Source organism: Streptomyces sp. McG3, from assembly GCF_018619185.1.
Classification (GTDB): domain Bacteria; phylum Actinomycetota; class Actinomycetes; order Streptomycetales; family Streptomycetaceae; genus Streptomyces.
Genome location: NZ_JAAXYC010000037.1, coordinates 1 through 14,827 on the forward strand (window position 1 = coordinate 1; position 14,827 = coordinate 14,827).

Sequence of the window (14,827 nt, forward strand, 5' to 3'; positions counted from 1 at the left end):
CGCCCCACCCGGCACGGGAAGGGCCCCGGTCACCACGATGGTGACCGGGGCCCTTTCCATGTGCCCGCGCGCGAACTGCTCCGTGTGCCCGCCGCGCGAGCGGCTGTTCCTCAGCCGCTCAGCGCAGCTCGACCGGCTTGGTGCGGTCCTTGTCGACCTTCTCCGTACGCTCCAGCTCGCCCCACACGATGTACCGGTACTTCGAGGTGTAGACCGGGGTGCAGGTCGTCAGCGTGATGTAGCGGCCGGGCTCCTTGACGCCCGACTCCTCCGGGACCGGCTGGATCACGTCGACGTTGAACTTCGACGTCTCGGGGAGCTTCTTGTAGACCTTGTAGACGTACCAGGTGTCCTTGGTCTCGAAGACGACCGGATCACCGTTCTCCAGCTTGTGGATGTTGTGGAACTTCGCGCCGTGCCCGTCGCGGTGCGCGGCCAGCGTGAAGTTGCCCTCGTCGTCCCAGGGGAGGCCCGACTCGACCGGGTCCGTGTAGTAGCCCGCGATGCCGTTGTTCAGGGTCTCGGGGTCGGTGCCCTTCTTGACCAGCACCTCGCCGTTCTTCATGGCGGGCACGTGCAGGAAGCCGATGCCGTCCTTGGTGTCCAGGGCGCCCGGTCCGTCCGCCCATTTGCTGCGGACCGTGTCGCCCTGCTTGTCGGCCTCGCGGTCGGCGAGCACATTGGTCCACCACAGGGAGTACGCGACGAAGAGCGCGAGCACCAGGCCCGCGGTGATCAGCAGTTCGCCGAAGAGGCTGACGGCCGTCGCGACGGGGTGGCGGCCTCGCGGGCGCGCCGGGGGCGGGGCCGCGGAGGTGTCGGCCCGCTCGTCGTGCTCGGTCCTCGCTGCCACCGCACCGTCCCTGTCGTGAGGATGTTCAGCCGACGAGCGCGTCGGGCTTTCCCTGGCTGCGCGGCCGTTCGTCGACCATCTTGCCCCAGACGATCAGCCGGTAGGTACTCGTGAATTCCGGGGTGCAGGTCGTCATCGTGAGGTACCGGCCGGGGCCCTCGAACCCGGACCCCACCGGTACCGGCTCGATCACCGAGATGTTGGACGGCGCGGTCTGCGGGAGGACGCTGGCCATCTCGTACGTGTAGTACGCGTCCTGCGTCTCGACCACGATCGGGTCGCCGGGTTCGAGCTTGTTGATGTAGCGGAACGGCTCGCCGTGGGTGTTGCGGTGGCCGGCCACCGAGAAGTTTCCCTGCTTGTCGGAGGGCATCGCCGTCTTGAGCCTGCCCTCGCCGTAGTGGCCGAGCATCCCCCGGTCGAGCACCTTCTCCTTGTCGATGCCCTCGGCGATCGGGGCGACGACGTCCAGCTTGGGGATGTGCATGATCGCGAAGCCCTGGCCGGGTGCGAACACCCCGGGCTTCCGCTCGCCGTTGGCCCACTCGTCCTGGATCCGGTTGGTCTCCTTGCCGGCGATCTGTTCGGCCCGGATGTTGGTCCACCAGAGCTGGTAGGTGACGAACAGCAGCATCAGGACGCCCAGCGAGATGAACACCTCGCCGACCACCCGGCTGGCGACGACCGCCGGGCTGTCCTTGGCCGCCTTTGCCGCGCGCCGGGCCTCCATCCGGGACATCGGGGCGGCCGGGGCGGCCTGTTCGGCGACCGGTTCCGGGCGCCGGCGGCCGCGCCCCTTGGCCGCCCGCCGCCGCTCGGCCCGCCCACCGGAGGGAGGCGGACCGGGGCGGGAAGCCGGCTCGGGATCGGGCTCGGCCGGAATGCGGCTGATGACTTCGGTGCGCGGCTCGGCGGGCCCCCCGCCGACCGCGGTCATGACTTCGGTGCGCGGCTCGGCGGGAAGGTCCGGGGCCGGGGCCCGCCCCTCGGGCGGAGCTATGCGCGCAGACGGCTCCTGGGGCCCGTACCAGTCGCGCTGGTACCCGGCGGGGTCGTACCACTCGTTCGGGGCTCCCTGGGGCTGCTGAGGCCCTTGGTGAGGCGTGTAACCGCCCCCGTGCGACGAGGCCGCCGCCGGTACGTGCCCGAGCACGGGCTCCGGTACGGGCCCGGGCGTGGGCGCCGGTGCGGATTCCGACGCTCCGGGGCCCGGTGCGGACGCCGGCCCGGGTCCCGGCCCTGGGCCGTCCGTCCCCGGTCCGCCCGGGATGTTGTCCGCCCGGAACCACGGCGAGGCGTGCCCGCCGGGCAGCGGATCGCTGAGCGGATCCGCGAGGCCGTCCACCGCCGCCACGAACGCGCCGTCGGCCCCGTACGCCCCTTGCGGGTGAGGGCCCTCCGGTCCGGCCTCGTGCCCGGGGTGGCCCACGGTCACGCGGCGGCCTTGCCCACCACCGGCGCGAGCCCCGCCGACCGCGCGACGGCCCCCTGGTCTCCGCACTGCTCCAGCCAGTTGGCGAGCATCAGGTGGCCGTGTTCGGTGAGCACCGACTCGGGGTGGAACTGCACGCCCTCGACCGCCCGGTCACGGTGACGCAGCCCCATGATGATGCCGTCCGCCGTGCGGGCGGTGACCTCCAGCTCCGGGGGCAGCGCGCCGGGTTCGGCGGCGAGCGAGTGATAGCGCGTCGCGGTGAAGGGGGACGGCAGTCCGGCGAAGACGCCCTTGCCCTCGTGCGTCACGGGCGAGGTCTTGCCGTGCAGCAGCTCGGGGGCCCGGTCGACGACGCCGCCGTACGCGACCGCCATCGACTGCATCCCCAGGCAGACGCCGAAGACCGGGATACCGGTGTCCGCGCAGTGGCGGACCATCTCGACGCAGACGCCGGCCTGCTCGGGCGTTCCGGGACCGGGTGAGAGCAGGACCCCGTCGAAGCCGTCCTGCGCGTGGGCGGGGGTCACCTCGTCGTTGCGCAGCACCTCGCACTCGGCGCCGAGCTGGTAGAGGTACTGGACGAGGTTGAAGACGAAGCTGTCGTAGTTGTCCACGACGAGGACGCGTGCGCTCACTGGTCTGCTCCTGCTCCACCGGCGCTCTCGCCGTCGACGGTCACATCACCGAACGGAAGCAGCGGCTCCGCCCAGGGGAACACGTACTGGAACAGCGCGTAGACGACCGCCAGAACCAGCACGAGCGAGATGACACCCCGCACCCATGCGTTGCCCGGCAGATGCCGCCAGATCCAGCCGTACATGCTGACCCCTCCATTCGGTACCCGCCCCAGACTAGAGGGCCGCGGCCGGGGAGGGGGTCAGCTGTGGAAAAGCGTGGACAAGCACCGTCAGCCGGAAAGCTCCAGCGGCCTTCCGTCGCTCACCGGACGCGTGGCGTCCAGATGCGCCCAGGCGATCAGCCGGTGGCTGCTGCCCCATTCCGGCTCGCACGTGGTGAGCGTCAGATAGCGTCCGGCGCCCTCGAATCCGGAACCGCGGGGCACCGGGTCGACGACGGCCGTATCGGTGGGCACGGTCCGGTACGGCTTCTTCGCGACGCGGTACGTGAACCAGGTCGTGCCGTCGTTCACGACCACCGCGTCCCCGGGGCGCAACCGCGGGAAGTCCTTGAAGGGGTCGCCGTACGTCCGCCGGTGCCCGGCCACCGCGAAGTTGCCCGTGTCACCGGGGCGGGCCGTTCCGCTGTAGTGCCCGAGCCCCTTCTGCAGGGTCGCGACCGCGGTGTTCTCCAGGACGGGCCACTCCCAGTCGGCGCCGAAGCGCGGGATGTGCATCGTCGCGAAGGGCTTTCCGGCGCGGTACGGGACCGGTCGCGGGTCCGGGGTCTTCGAGGGGGACGTCTCCGGGGAGGCGGGCGGCGGGGCCGGCGCCACGGGCTCCTGGGCCCACTGGCTCCGGAGGGTGTCGATCTCGCCCTCGGCCGCGTCGGCCGCCTTCACACCGGTCCAGAAGAGGAAGTAGACGACGAAGAGGATGATCAGCGCACCCACGGTGATGCAGAGTTCGCTGAAGGTTCTGACGACGAGTCGCACCGACACCGGACGGCCTCCCCGGGGCTCAGCTCGGGCTCACTCCACAGGCTGTGCGTAGTGGAGATCCACTGTGCCCGAGTACCCGGGAAGAGTCACCGCCTCGTTCTCGTCGACTTTCCAGCCCAGCCCGTACGCCTTCACGTACAGCAGGTAGTTCTGGATCGCGGTGGAGTCGTTGAGCGCCTGCTTGAGCTTGCCCGGGTCGCCGACCGCGGTGACCTTGTACGGCGGGGAGTAGACGCGGCCCTGGAGGATGAGCGTGTTGCCCACGCAGCGAACGGCGCTGGTGGAGATCAGCCGCTGGTCCATCACCTGGATTCCCCGCGCCCCGCCCTGCCACAGCGCGTTCACCACGGCCTGCAGGTCCTGCTGGTGGATGACCAGGTCGTTGGGCTGGGGCTCGGGGTAGCCGGGGTTGGCGGTGGCGTCGGGGGGCGCGTCGTCGAGCGTCACGCTGACGGAGTCGCCACTGATCTTCGTGGTGCCGGCCGCCTTCTCCAGTGCCTTCAGCCGGGCGTCCTCGGCCTTGGTGGAGCCGTCGTCGCGCTGGGCGAGGGCGTCGACGTCCGCGCGGGCGCCGGCGACCGCGTCGTTCAGCTCGCCGTTGTTCTCGCTGCGCTCCCTGATCAGGTCGGAGAGCTTGAGCAGGGAGGAGTCGCTGCGCAGATTGGTGCCCTTGGCGGTGTTGGCGCTGGTGACGAAGATGAGTCCGGCCAGGGCGAAAACCGCAGCGGTGAGGCCCCGGACCGCCCACGCGGAGGTGCGCCGGGCCGGGCCTTCTGGGGAGTCGGCGGAATTGCTCAACGTACCCTTATCTCATCAGGCGCCAGAGAAGCACTACGCTAACGGACGCTCGGGGGAGGCAGCATTCCCCCTGGCACCCGCCCCCGGCGCCCGCCACAGATCCCTGCGCGGTCACGCAGCGCATCGACAGGAGAGTCCCTCGTGCCGAAGTCACGTATCCGCAAGAAGGCCGACTTCACGCCGCCCCCGGCGAAGCAGGCAACGACCATCAAGCTGACCAACCGCAGTTGGGTCGCTCCGGTGATGCTGGCCCTGTTCCTCATCGGGCTGGCCTGGATCGTGGTGTTCTACGTGACCGAAGGTGATCTTCCGGTCGACGCCCTGGGCAACTGGAACATCGTGGTCGGCTTCGGCTTCATCGCCGGCGGTTTCGCCGTGTCGACGCAGTGGAAGTGACGACCACTTCCGCGCAAGCCTTGCCCTGAGTTACCCACAGAGTTATCCACAGTCGGGGGAAAAGGTCAGACGATCTGTGGATAACCTCCGCTCATGTTGACGCCGGTGTGACCGCAGCCTCCCTCGTCGAGGGGGGCTGCACCCCGTTGTCCAGGCGGAAAGACCCAGCTCAGCGACGAGGGGAACGCATGTTCCTCTTGCCATGCACAAGATTCTGCGCACACTGTGGACAACTTCGGTCGGCCTGGGGGTGGAGACCCCCTGTTCCGCCCGGAATCCGGCTCGTCCGGCTCAGGTGAGGGACATCGTGCGGGCGACGACGATCCCGACGGACGCCAGCAGGACGAGCGCGCACACACCGGCCTGCACCGCCGTACGCCGCTCGCGCGGGGCGTGAACCATGCCGATGGCGATGGCGACGCCCGCGATCAGACCGCCGATGTGCGCCTCCCAGGCGATGCCGCCCCAGGTGAAGGTGAAGACCATGTTGATCGCCAGCAGCACCAGCACCGGACGCATGTCGTAGTTCATCCGGCGCATCAGGACAGCGGTGGCTCCGAAGAGACCGTAGACCGCGCCGGACGCGCCCAGCGAAGGCTGGTTCTGCGCGGCGAGCAGATAGGTGAGGGCGCTGCCCGCGAGACCGGACAACAGATAGAGCGCGAGATAGCGGGAGCGGCCGAGCGCGGCCTCCAGCTGTCCGCCGAGCCACCACAGCCCCAGCATGTTGAACCCGATGTGCACCACTTCCTCGTGCAGGAACATCGAGGTCACCAGGCGGTACCACTGGCCCTCGGCGACGCCTTCGATCGATCCGGGCGGCGGGCTCGGGTCCCATGCCCGCCCGAGCAGCGTCAGATCGCCCACCAGCGCGGGACGGACGGAGACCAGGAGGAAGACGGCCAGATTGATGCCGAGCAGGATCTTGGTGACCAGGCGCGGATCGGCGGCCACCGAGCCCCCCGCCAGCGTCCGCGGCCGACTGGCCGCCGGGTGGTGCCCGGTGCCCGAGCCCTGGCGTACGCAGTCGGGGCACTGGAAGCCGACCGAGGCGCTGACCATGCACTCGGGACAGATGGGCCGCTCGCAGCGCGTACAGCTGATGCCGGTCCCGCGGTCGGGGTGGCGGTAGCAGGTCGGCGTCGGCACACCGCTTCCCGCGGCGGCACGGTCCCCCGGCGGCTGCTGGTCCATCGGTCCTGGCCTGCCTCTCGGTCCTCGTCGCTCGGCGGCGCGAACAGGGCCGCCCCGCTGGTCCGCTATGTATCAGTACGGACGGGCAGGGCGGTTGGTTCCCGCGAGGGGTGTCCGACGGACTCCCGGGGAATCGGCGGGAGCGGACGTCAGCGGGTCTCGACGACCACGGACTCGATCACCACGTCCTGCAGCGGACGGTCGGTGCGCGGATTGGTCGGGACGGCCGCGATGGCGTCGACGACCTTGCGGCCGGACTCACCGGACACCTCACCGAAGATGGTGTGCTTGCCGGTCAGCCAGGCGGTGGGGGACACCGTCAGGAAGAACTGCGACCCGTTCGTCCCCGGGCCCGCGTTCGCCATGGCCAGCAGATACGGCTGCGTGAAGCCCAGCTCCGGGTGGAACTCGTCGGGGAACTTGTAGCCGGGGCCGCCGGTGCCGTTGCCCAGCGGATCGCCGCCCTGGATCATGAAACCGCTGATGACGCGGTGGAAGACGGTGCCGTCGTACAACCGGTCCGTGGATTTCTCGCCGGTCTCCGGGTTGACCCACTCGCGCTGCCCGGTGGCCAGCTCGACGAAGTTCCGGACCGTCTTGGGCGCGTGGTTCGGCAGGAGCCGGATCTCGATGTCGCCCTGACTGGTCTTCAAGGTGGCGTAAAGCTGCTCGGCCACGGTCTGCCTTCCTTCGTCCTTCACCTGACGTCACATCCATCGCTGACGTCCGCCGATCCTCCCACGGACCGGGAAACGTGCGGCCGGATGCCGGACGAAACGGCGCGTTCGGCACCGAACCATGGCATTGTCGTCGGCACACTTCACATGAACCGTTTTGGCCGCATACGCCGCATGACCCGGATGCCCGTCCCGCATGCCGGGCATCGAGGCAACAGGCATGATTTTGAACTGGGCGGACAGGCGGAGTACCTACCCGCCACCAAGGAGGAGGATCTCGTGACCCGCATCGACAGCGTGCGCGCCGCAACCGACTCGGCGAAGGACAGCGCGCAGCACGCCGCGGAAGTGGTGGCGCCTTACGCCGACACAGCCAAGAAGCAGGCGGCCCACTACGCGCACGAGGCTCGTACGCAACTCGCGCCGAAGGTGACGAAGGCCGCCAAGCAGGCCCGTGTCCAGTACGCGTCCCACCTCGCACCTCGCCTCGAACAAGCCCGTACGCACGTACCGCCCAGGGTCGACGAGGCCGCGCACCGCGCCGCGGTCTCCACCCGTAAGGCCGCACGGAGCGCCGCCGACTACACCGCCCCCCGCGTCGAGCACGCCCGTGCGGTGGCCCTGCCCGTCGCCGAGCAGGCTTCCGCCCGCAGCGCGGCCGCCCTCGCGGCGCTGCGCACCCAGGTGACGGCCAAGGAGATCCAGAAGCTGGCCAGAAAGCACCAGCGGCGCGCCAAGGCCGGCCGGACCGCGAAGGGGTTCCTGGTGCTGGGCGTCCTGGCCGGCGGCGCCTATGCCGCCTGGCGCTGGTGGGACAAGCAGGCCAACCCGGACTGGCTGGTCGAGCCGCCCGTCGCCACCGAGGTGGGTGACGAGCGTTCGCCGCTCAGCTCGGTCGACGGCAGCGCCCGGGCCGACCTCGACCCGGAGGTCAAGGCCAAGCAGGCCGAGGCCGAGGGCGACACCCCCGGACTCGACGACAGGCCCTGACCCGGGGCGCCCCGGGCGTACCCCTGAGAGAACGGACGCGGCTGCGGTAACCGCCCTGGCGGTTACCGCAGCCGCGTCCGTTCGTGTGTCCCCGCCCCGCCGTAAGAAGCCGGCGGGGCCCCGCTCACCGGCGACTACCGGCTCACGGCGAAGCGCATCAGGGCCTGCTCGTCGCCCTGCTTGATCTTCCCGGTCTCGTTGATCACCTGGAGCTTCCAGCCGGCGCCCTCGCGGATCGCCTTGGCCACGGCGACGCCGTTGTCCTGGGTGAGCATGCTCGGCCAGATGTCGGCGACCTGCTGCGTGCTGCCGCCCGTCGCGTCGTACACCTTGAAGCTGATGTTGCGCGCGTTGCTGAACGCGCTGCGCTTCTTGTACGCGGCGGCGATGAAGACGATCGCCGTGATGTTCGAAGGAATCTTGGCGAACTCGACGGTCACCGTCTCGTCGTCACCGTCACCGTGCCCGGTCTGGTTGTCCCCGCTGTGCACCAGCGAGCCGTTGCCCAGCGGGTCCAGCGAGTCCAGACCTGCCAGCCGCACCGGGTCCCCGCCCTGCAGCGCGATGGCGATCAGGTCGAGGTCCGTACCGGCCTTCTGCCGGAGCTTCCCCATCAGGCCGCCGCTGCTCCCGACGGTGGGGTCCCAGGACGCCCCGATGGACAGATGGGTCACCCCACCCAGGTCGGCCGGGCCGTCTTCCTTCGTCAACGTGATCATGCCTGAGTCCTTTTGTGGCTCGACTGTTTACGTATGAAGTGTGCCTGGTACCTCCGCCACGCGTCCCCGGAGGAAGCGCGCCGGGAACGAGAAAGACCCCCCTGAACCGCGTTACCGCAGTTCAGGGGGGTCCTGGGATGTGGAGCCTAGGAGATTCGAACTCCTGACATCTGCCTTGCAAAGGCAGCGCTCTACCAACTGAGCTAAGGCCCCGGGCCACAACGAACGAGGGCAACGTCCAGCACGTCCGTGCCAGGGCTACCGTCGCAGACCAGAGTACCGGGTGACCCCCGTAATCCTGCAAAAGGATAGGGACTCCCCGTGGACGACCACGCTCCGTAAGATGCTCGCAAGGTTCGCAGCAGCGAAGCGGCAGCGATGGGGAGACGCCATGGACGCAGCGCAACAAGAGGCGACGGCAAGAGCCAGAGAGCTTCAACGCAGTTGGTACGGAGAGCCGTTGGGGGCGCTCTTCCGCCGGCTGATCGATGATCTCGGCCTGAACCAGGCCCGGCTGGCCGCTGTTCTCGGGCTCTCCGCCCCGATGCTCTCCCAACTGATGAGCGGCCAGCGGGCCAAGATCGGGAATCCCGCGGTGGTCCAGCGCGTCCAGGCCCTCCAGGAGCTGGCCAGCCAGGTGGCCGACGGCAGCGTCAGCGCGGGCGAGGCCACCGACCGCATGGAGGAGATCAAGAAGTCGCAGGGCGGGTCGGTCCTGACCGCCACCGGCCAGACCACCTCCACGGGCGGCGCTCCCACCGTCCGCCGCGTGGTGCGCGAGATCCAGTCCCTGCTGCGGTCGGTCGCGGCCGCCGGCGACATCATCGATGCCTCGGACGCCCTCGCCCCGACCCACCCGGAGCTGGCAGAGTTCCTCAAGGTGTACGGAGCGGGACGCACCGCGGACGCGGTCGCGCACTACGAGGGGCACCAGAGCTAGCGGCTCCGGACCACGACGGACGACGGAGCCAGGGCACGCGCGCACCGTGCGACGCCCTGGTACCGGCAGGCCACGGGTCCGGACACGGGCCGCGGCAGACGCCGCGGCACCACAGGAACGGGGAGCGGGCGCAGCACAATGGGTGAGGTCTTCGCTGGTCGGTACGAGCTGATCGATCCGATCGGACGGGGCGGGGTCGGCGCCGTCTGGCGCGCCTGGGACCACCGCCGCCGCAGGTACGTCGCGGCCAAGGTGCTCCAGCAGAGCGACGCGCACACGCTGCTGCGCTTCGTCCGCGAACAGGCCCTTCGCATCGAGCACCCGCATGTGCTGGCCCCGGCCAGCTGGGCCGCCGACGACGACAAGGTCCTGTTCACCATGGACCTGGTGAGCGGCGGCTCGCTCGCCCATGTCATCGGCGACTACGGCCCGTTGCCCCCGCGCTTCGTCTGCCTGCTGCTGGACCAGCTGCTCTCCGGGCTCTCCACGGTGCACGCCGAAGGGGTGGTGCACCGCGACATCAAGCCCGCCAACATCCTGATGGAGGCGACCGGAACGGGCCGTCCGCATCTGCGCCTCTCCGACTTCGGCATCTCGATGCGCAAGGGCGAACCCCGGCTGACCGAGACCAACTACGTGGTCGGTACGCCCGGTTACTTCGCCCCCGAGCAGATGATGGGCGCCGAGCCCGACTTCCCCGCGGACCTCTTCGCGGTCGGCCTGGTCGCGCTCTACCTCCTCCAAGGCCAGAAGCCCGACTCCCAGGCGCTGGTGGAGCACTTCGCCGCGCACGGCACCCCGAGCGCCCCGAACGGCGTTCCCGAGCCGCTGTGGCAGGTTCTCGCCGGGCTGCTCCAGCCGGACCCGCACGCCCGGTTCCGGACCGCGACGGGCGCCCGCAAGGCCCTGACCGCGGCGGTCGAGATGCTTCCCGAGCCCGGCCCGGACGACGAGCCGGTGGAGGTGTTCGACCAGATCGGGCCGCTGCCGGCGGGGTTCGGCCCCGACGGGCCCGTGACCGCCCCTCAGCAGCCCGAGAAGCCCTCACCCCCACCCGCGGCCGCACCGGCGCGGCCGGTCGTTCCGGGGCCCGGTCAGCAGGCCTACGCACCGCCCCCCGCGTCGATGTCCGAGACGGGCAGCTTCCACCTCGCGCCCCCGCCCGGAGTCTCGCCCCCACAGCAACAGGCTTACGCACAGCCGGGGTTCCCGCAGCCGCCGGCCGCACCGTTCACGCCGGACGCGCCGCCCCCGTACGCCGTCGGCGCGCCGGACCTCTCCCAGGCGCCGACCTCCGGCGTACCGCACGATCCCGTCGCCACCCGCGCCTACACCGCCCAGCAGCGACAACCACCGGTGCCGGCCCCGCCGGTGCAGCACGCCGCGCCCCACGCGCCCGTACGGGGAACGCGTCCGGGACCGCCCCCGAAGGTCGCGGCCGGGGTGCTGGTGGTGGCGCTGATCTGCTTCGCGGTCGGCATCTGGGCCCTGACCCGGATCTGACGGTCCGCCGGCGAGCCGGCTACCGGCCCGGCGGCGGCCGGTGGCCCCCGTCGGCCGGCGAACCCGCCGCCGGGGCCCCGGCGGCGCGGCGGCGGGCCAGCAGCGTCCAGACGCCCAGCCCGAGCACCAGCACGGACCCCGTGCCGATTCCGGCCGCTGCGACCACCGTCATCGGGCCGCTCTGCGCGGCCTCCCGGGCGTTCTTCCCCTTCCGGGCCACTTCCCGGTCCTGGTCGGTGACGCCAAAGACCCCGGCGTCACCCTCGTACGGGGACGTCTCGGCCTTGTTCTTCACCTGGACCGCCAGCTCGAACGGGATCGGCTCGGCGCCGTAGGAGTCCTTGAGCTTCGGGCTGAGGGACACCGACAGGTAGTACCAGCCCGCGAAGCGCATGGTGCTGACCTGCGTCGAGGTATCGAACCGGTTGCGGTAGGCCACCGGCGGCAGCGGCTTCAGGGACGCGGAGGCGGGGCCTCCGGAGTACGAGAGCGTGGCGTCGGAGACGTGCCCCTGGGCGGGGTTGTCCAGCGACAGGGTGAGCGCGTTGCCGACGAAGTCCGTTTCGGCGCTCGTGCTGTTGGAGAGCCCAGCGGTGGCGTGGATCTGCTGGCCCCAGTCGACCGGCACCCGGTAGAAGCGGGTCTGCCCCGGGGCGACCGTGTCCCGCCAGCGGCCGTTCTCCAGGCTGGTGGCCTCGGAGTACCCGGACCCACCGGACCGCTTCCGCTGCTTCCCGGTCAGCGGCTGCGCCGAGGCCGAGGGCCAGCTTTCGGGCCCGTCGGTCGGCATGGCCGCCCCGCTCTTCAACCGCGGCTCCTGGAGGAAGCGCAACTCCAGCCCCCAGGCGTCGGAGTTGGACGCGTCCTTGCTCTCGCGCTCGACGAGGACGTCGTACTGGCCGCTCTCCTGGCAGGTGGAGCTGCCCTCCTCGACGGTCCGGGAGACGTACGCGGCGATGGGACGCGCGTACTCACCCGAGCCGAAGTTCGCCCGCTCCGAACCGCACCGGGTGTCGTCGGTCTCCCGGAGGCTGACGTCGATGCCGTCGCCGTAGGCGACCGCGCCGCTGTCGCCGGGCACCGCGACCGCCGAGACGTAGGCGGCGGAGGCGTCGTCCAGCGTGACCCGGTAGTAGAGCTTCTCGCCCGGCTTGATCGTGCTGCGGTAGGGGACGCCCTCGTCCAGCGTGGACGCCTCGACGTTGGTCGCCGCGCCCTGCACGTTCTTCGCGTCGGGGTCGAACGCGTACACCCCGGGGCCCGCCGCGTGCGCCTGCCCCGGCAGGGCCGCCGCCGCGCACATCGCCGCGAGTACCGCGGCCACCGGCCGGCCCTTGTTGCGCTGCCTCTTCACGCGCTTCCCCTCGTCGTCCTCACGCGCCGGTGCCGTCGACCGCCCGGCCGCGATGCCGGTCCATCCTGCCCCGCCCACACCGCCGGTGTCTCCGGCCACAGCCGCATTGCCCCTCTTGTCCGCGTTCCTGGCCTCACCGGCACCCACCGGAGTTCACCAGAGCAATTTATGTATGTGCTCCAGTGAACTCAAGAGGCCGGGAGTCCGGGACGTACGGGCGTCACACGCGCACGACGAAGGGCCCGCTCGTCGGCGAGCGGGCCCCGGACAGCACGAAGCCCCGGCCGCTCAGCGACCGGGGCCCGTAACAGACTGTGCCGTCTCACACACCCGAACCTGCGGGCACGGAGTCGGTCGCCTCCGTCCACAGATCCTGCTCGGCGCGATCCGCCTGGATCTGGCGGTACACGAGGAGCCCGCCGATGGCAGCCAGTGCGACCAGGAGAAGCTTCTTCACCGCGCGACCTCGTCTTTCCTTGGCGTAAGGGCCTTCTGTCGCCGACTATACACACCGGCCGATACCGATCGGTTACCTGCCCGGGGCCCCGGAGCACCCCCTCCACGGCGTCCGGAAAGACCTCCCGGCACCCTCTTCCGACCGCCCGCGAGGGCCTGTCCACTCCGGTTGCACCATACGAGTGGTGTTCATCCGAAGATCGGCACAGAGCGGGCGTCGCTCCTCGAAATCACGGCCCGGATCCACATGATCGGAGAAGTCAGCAACCGGACCGTCCGAAAGCGAGGGGCCATGAGCACCTTCCAGCCCAAGAACCTCTGGACCGCCTTCATCACCGCGTTCTTCGCCCTCCTGGCGTCGCTGGGCCTCGCCACCGCCACGGCGAGCACCGCGAACGCCACGAACGCCGCCGCGCAGCCGAGCGCCACGCCCCAGGAGCACACGGCGGCCACCGCGGCAACCCCGATCGCCCCCTCGGTCCGATGGACCCTTCCGCGTGACCGGGCCCTGCCGCCCACGATGAAGCAGCGCATCCGCGCCGAGGCCCACGGCTCCTCCCCGGCCACCCGGCACCTGTCGCTCGACCCCGCGGAGAACGCCCGAACGACCGGACCGGCCGGCTCCCACCACACAGCCCCGGAAGGCGACTCCCCGGCGCCACCCCCCTGATCCCGGCGCCCACCGCACTCCGGGGCCCCTGGTCCGGTTCACACCGGCCGGGGGCCCTTTCCGTGTGCCCGGCCCGGCCCCGTACCCCCAGGACACGGCCTGCGAGGACGCCCCCACCCGCGGCCCGGCCGCGACGTGATCAGAAGAGAGGGACGCCGTGCTCGCGTTGGGCTTCTTCTCCGTCGTCCTGCCGTGCCTGTCCATCGTGAGCTTCACCGGCTTCGCCGCGTGCCGGGCCCAACAGCACAGGCCTTCAAGGTTTTGGCGTACGTGTGCCTGTCGGTCGGCCTCGTGTGCGGGCTGACACCGATAGCGGTCCTGATGCACGCGTCCACGCTGTAGGCGCCCTGCGGCATCCTCTCGCCGGCCGCACATGCGAAAGGCCCCCCACCGTCTCCGGTGAGGGGCCTTCAGGCTGGTGGGGCTAACAGGATTTGAACCTGTGGCCTCATCCTTATCAGGGATGCGCTCTAACCAACTGAGCTATAGCCCCGCCGCGCTGTCGCGCTGACTTCTGAAGATTAGCGCACGTCGGGGCCAGTCCCAAAATCGATACTCGGCGCGCTACTCGTCCTCGGCCAGCGTGAGCTCGACGCCGCCCACGAAGCCCGCCGACAGGTTGTAGATGAAAGCGCCCAGCGTCGCCAGCGCGGTGGCCAGCACCACGTCGATCACGGCGATGACCGAGGTGAAGATGAGCACGCGCGGCAGCGACAGGAACGACTGCAGATCGAAGCCGTTGCTCTCGTTCGAGCCGGTGGCCTCGCTGATCGTGCCGCCGACGGTCTCGAAGACGCCCATCGCGTCCATGACCATCCACAGCACCGCCGACGCCACCACGGTGCAGATGCCCAGGGCGATCGACAGCAGGAAGCTGACCTTCATCACCGACCACGGGTCGGCCTTGGCCACCCGCAGACGGGCCTTGCGGGTACGCGGAGTGGTCCGCGCCCCCGTGCGCGGCTTGCGCGTCGCCTGAGCGCCGCCCACGCCCTGCGCGCCGCCCAGTGTGCCGCCGTCCGGCTGTCCGGGGCGCTGGCCGCCCTGGGTGCCGCCGCCGGGCGCCTGGTACGCCTTGGGCGGGTGGTACGGCCCCGACGGCCCCGGTGCGGGCTCACGCTCGCCGGGCAGGGGCCCGGTCGCGTAACCCTCGTACTGGGGCTGAGGCCCTCGTGTGTCCGTCACAGTGCCCCCTTGGGAGTCCGTGGCAGGGCCACGGGCACC

17 protein-coding genes and 2 tRNA genes are annotated in these 14,827 nt (G+C 70.6%); 5 read left to right on the forward strand and 14 right to left on the reverse strand.

Annotation, left to right across the window (positions count from 1 at the left end; genetic code table 11):
* Positions 1-118: 118 nt before the first annotated feature.
* The 6 genes from HET64_RS09095 to HET64_RS09120 all read right to left on the reverse strand — a co-directional run bounded on the left by HET64_RS09095 (position 119) and on the right by HET64_RS09120 (position 4,704).
* Positions 119-853, reverse strand: coding sequence for a class E sortase (locus HET64_RS09095; protein WP_215103568.1), 735 nt, complete (start codon positions 851-853; stop codon positions 119-121).
* A gap of 25 nt (positions 854-878) precedes the next feature.
* Positions 879-2,288 carry a class E sortase gene (locus tag HET64_RS09100; protein WP_215103569.1) on the reverse strand — a complete coding sequence of 470 codons (1,410 nt, stop codon included), beginning with the start codon at positions 2,286-2,288 and terminating at the stop codon, positions 879-881.
* Positions 2,285-2,923 carry an aminodeoxychorismate/anthranilate synthase component II gene (locus HET64_RS09105; protein ID WP_215103570.1) on the reverse strand — a complete coding sequence of 213 codons (639 nt, stop codon included), beginning with the start codon at positions 2,921-2,923 and terminating at the stop codon, positions 2,285-2,287. The genes HET64_RS09100 and HET64_RS09105 overlap by 4 nt, the downstream gene beginning before the upstream one ends.
* The gene (locus HET64_RS09110; protein WP_003967905.1) at positions 2,920-3,108 is read right to left on the reverse strand and encodes a hypothetical protein; all 189 of its coding nucleotides are present in this window, start codon (positions 3,106-3,108) and stop codon (positions 2,920-2,922) included. The genes HET64_RS09105 and HET64_RS09110 overlap by 4 nt, the downstream gene beginning before the upstream one ends.
* Before the next feature lie 87 nt (positions 3,109-3,195).
* Positions 3,196-3,906 carry a class E sortase gene (locus HET64_RS09115; RefSeq protein WP_215103571.1) on the reverse strand — a complete coding sequence of 237 codons (711 nt, stop codon included), beginning with the start codon at positions 3,904-3,906 and terminating at the stop codon, positions 3,196-3,198.
* 30 nt (positions 3,907-3,936) lie between these two features.
* Complete coding sequence (locus tag HET64_RS09120; protein ID WP_215103572.1) at positions 3,937-4,704, reverse strand: DUF881 domain-containing protein; 768 nt, start codon at positions 4,702-4,704, stop codon at positions 3,937-3,939.
* A 141-nt stretch (positions 4,705-4,845) separates the two neighbouring features.
* Between HET64_RS09120 and crgA the strand changes: the two genes are divergently transcribed.
* Entirely contained in the window at positions 4,846-5,100 is a 255-nt protein-coding gene (gene crgA / locus HET64_RS09125) for a cell division protein CrgA (protein ID WP_097865620.1), read from the forward strand.
* Positions 5,101-5,391: 291 nt separating this feature from the next.
* On the opposite strand, the gene HET64_RS09130 is transcribed toward crgA, so the two are convergent.
* Positions 5,392-6,294: a rhomboid family intramembrane serine protease gene (locus HET64_RS09130; protein WP_215103574.1), complete on the reverse strand. Its 903-nt coding sequence runs from the start codon at positions 6,292-6,294 to the stop codon at positions 5,392-5,394.
* Positions 6,295-6,443: 149 nt separating this feature from the next.
* The gene (locus HET64_RS09135) at positions 6,444-6,971 is read right to left on the reverse strand and encodes a peptidylprolyl isomerase (RefSeq protein WP_215103575.1); all 528 of its coding nucleotides are present in this window, start codon (positions 6,969-6,971) and stop codon (positions 6,444-6,446) included.
* 279 nt (positions 6,972-7,250) lie between these two features.
* Between HET64_RS09135 and HET64_RS09140 the strand changes: the two genes are divergently transcribed.
* Entirely contained in the window at positions 7,251-7,961 is a 711-nt protein-coding gene (locus HET64_RS09140; protein ID WP_215103577.1) for a DUF5324 family protein, read from the forward strand.
* Positions 7,962-8,095: 134 nt separating this feature from the next.
* Here the strand turns inward: HET64_RS09140 and HET64_RS09145 are convergent, their stop codons facing one another.
* Both HET64_RS09145 and HET64_RS09150 read right to left on the reverse strand, forming a co-directional pair.
* On the reverse strand, positions 8,096-8,680 hold the full coding sequence (locus HET64_RS09145; RefSeq protein WP_215103583.1) for a TerD family protein: 585 nt from the start codon (positions 8,678-8,680) through the stop codon (positions 8,096-8,098).
* A gap of 140 nt (positions 8,681-8,820) precedes the next feature.
* Positions 8,821-8,893 (reverse strand) — tRNA-Ala (locus HET64_RS09150).
* A 178-nt stretch (positions 8,894-9,071) separates the two neighbouring features.
* Here HET64_RS09150 and HET64_RS09155 point away from each other — a divergent pair.
* Complete coding sequence (locus HET64_RS09155) at positions 9,072-9,620, forward strand: transcriptional regulator (protein ID WP_032790318.1); 549 nt, start codon at positions 9,072-9,074, stop codon at positions 9,618-9,620.
* Positions 9,621-9,758: 138 nt separating this feature from the next.
* Positions 9,759-11,123: a serine/threonine-protein kinase gene (locus HET64_RS09160; protein ID WP_215103595.1), complete on the forward strand. Its 1,365-nt coding sequence runs from the start codon at positions 9,759-9,761 to the stop codon at positions 11,121-11,123.
* Between the two features lie 19 nt (positions 11,124-11,142).
* Here the strand turns inward: HET64_RS09160 and HET64_RS09165 are convergent, their stop codons facing one another.
* Positions 11,143-12,477 carry a hypothetical protein gene (locus HET64_RS09165; RefSeq protein ID WP_215103597.1) on the reverse strand — a complete coding sequence of 445 codons (1,335 nt, stop codon included), beginning with the start codon at positions 12,475-12,477 and terminating at the stop codon, positions 11,143-11,145.
* Between the two features lie 322 nt (positions 12,478-12,799).
* The gene (locus tag HET64_RS09170; RefSeq protein WP_003958712.1) at positions 12,800-12,934 is read right to left on the reverse strand and encodes a DLW-39 family protein; all 135 of its coding nucleotides are present in this window, start codon (positions 12,932-12,934) and stop codon (positions 12,800-12,802) included.
* A 291-nt stretch (positions 12,935-13,225) separates the two neighbouring features.
* Between HET64_RS09170 and HET64_RS09175 the strand changes: the two genes are divergently transcribed.
* Positions 13,226-13,603, forward strand: coding sequence for a DUF6344 domain-containing protein (locus HET64_RS09175; protein ID WP_215103599.1), 378 nt, complete (start codon positions 13,226-13,228; stop codon positions 13,601-13,603).
* 416 nt (positions 13,604-14,019) lie between these two features.
* On the opposite strand, the gene HET64_RS09180 is transcribed toward HET64_RS09175, so the two are convergent.
* Both HET64_RS09180 and HET64_RS09185 read right to left on the reverse strand, forming a co-directional pair.
* Positions 14,020-14,096 (reverse strand) — tRNA-Ile (locus tag HET64_RS09180).
* Positions 14,097-14,167: 71 nt separating this feature from the next.
* Positions 14,168-14,788, reverse strand: a complete 621-nt coding sequence (locus tag HET64_RS09185; RefSeq protein ID WP_215103601.1) for a DUF3566 domain-containing protein — start codon at positions 14,786-14,788, stop codon at positions 14,168-14,170.
* Positions 14,789-14,827: the final 39 nt, after the last annotated feature.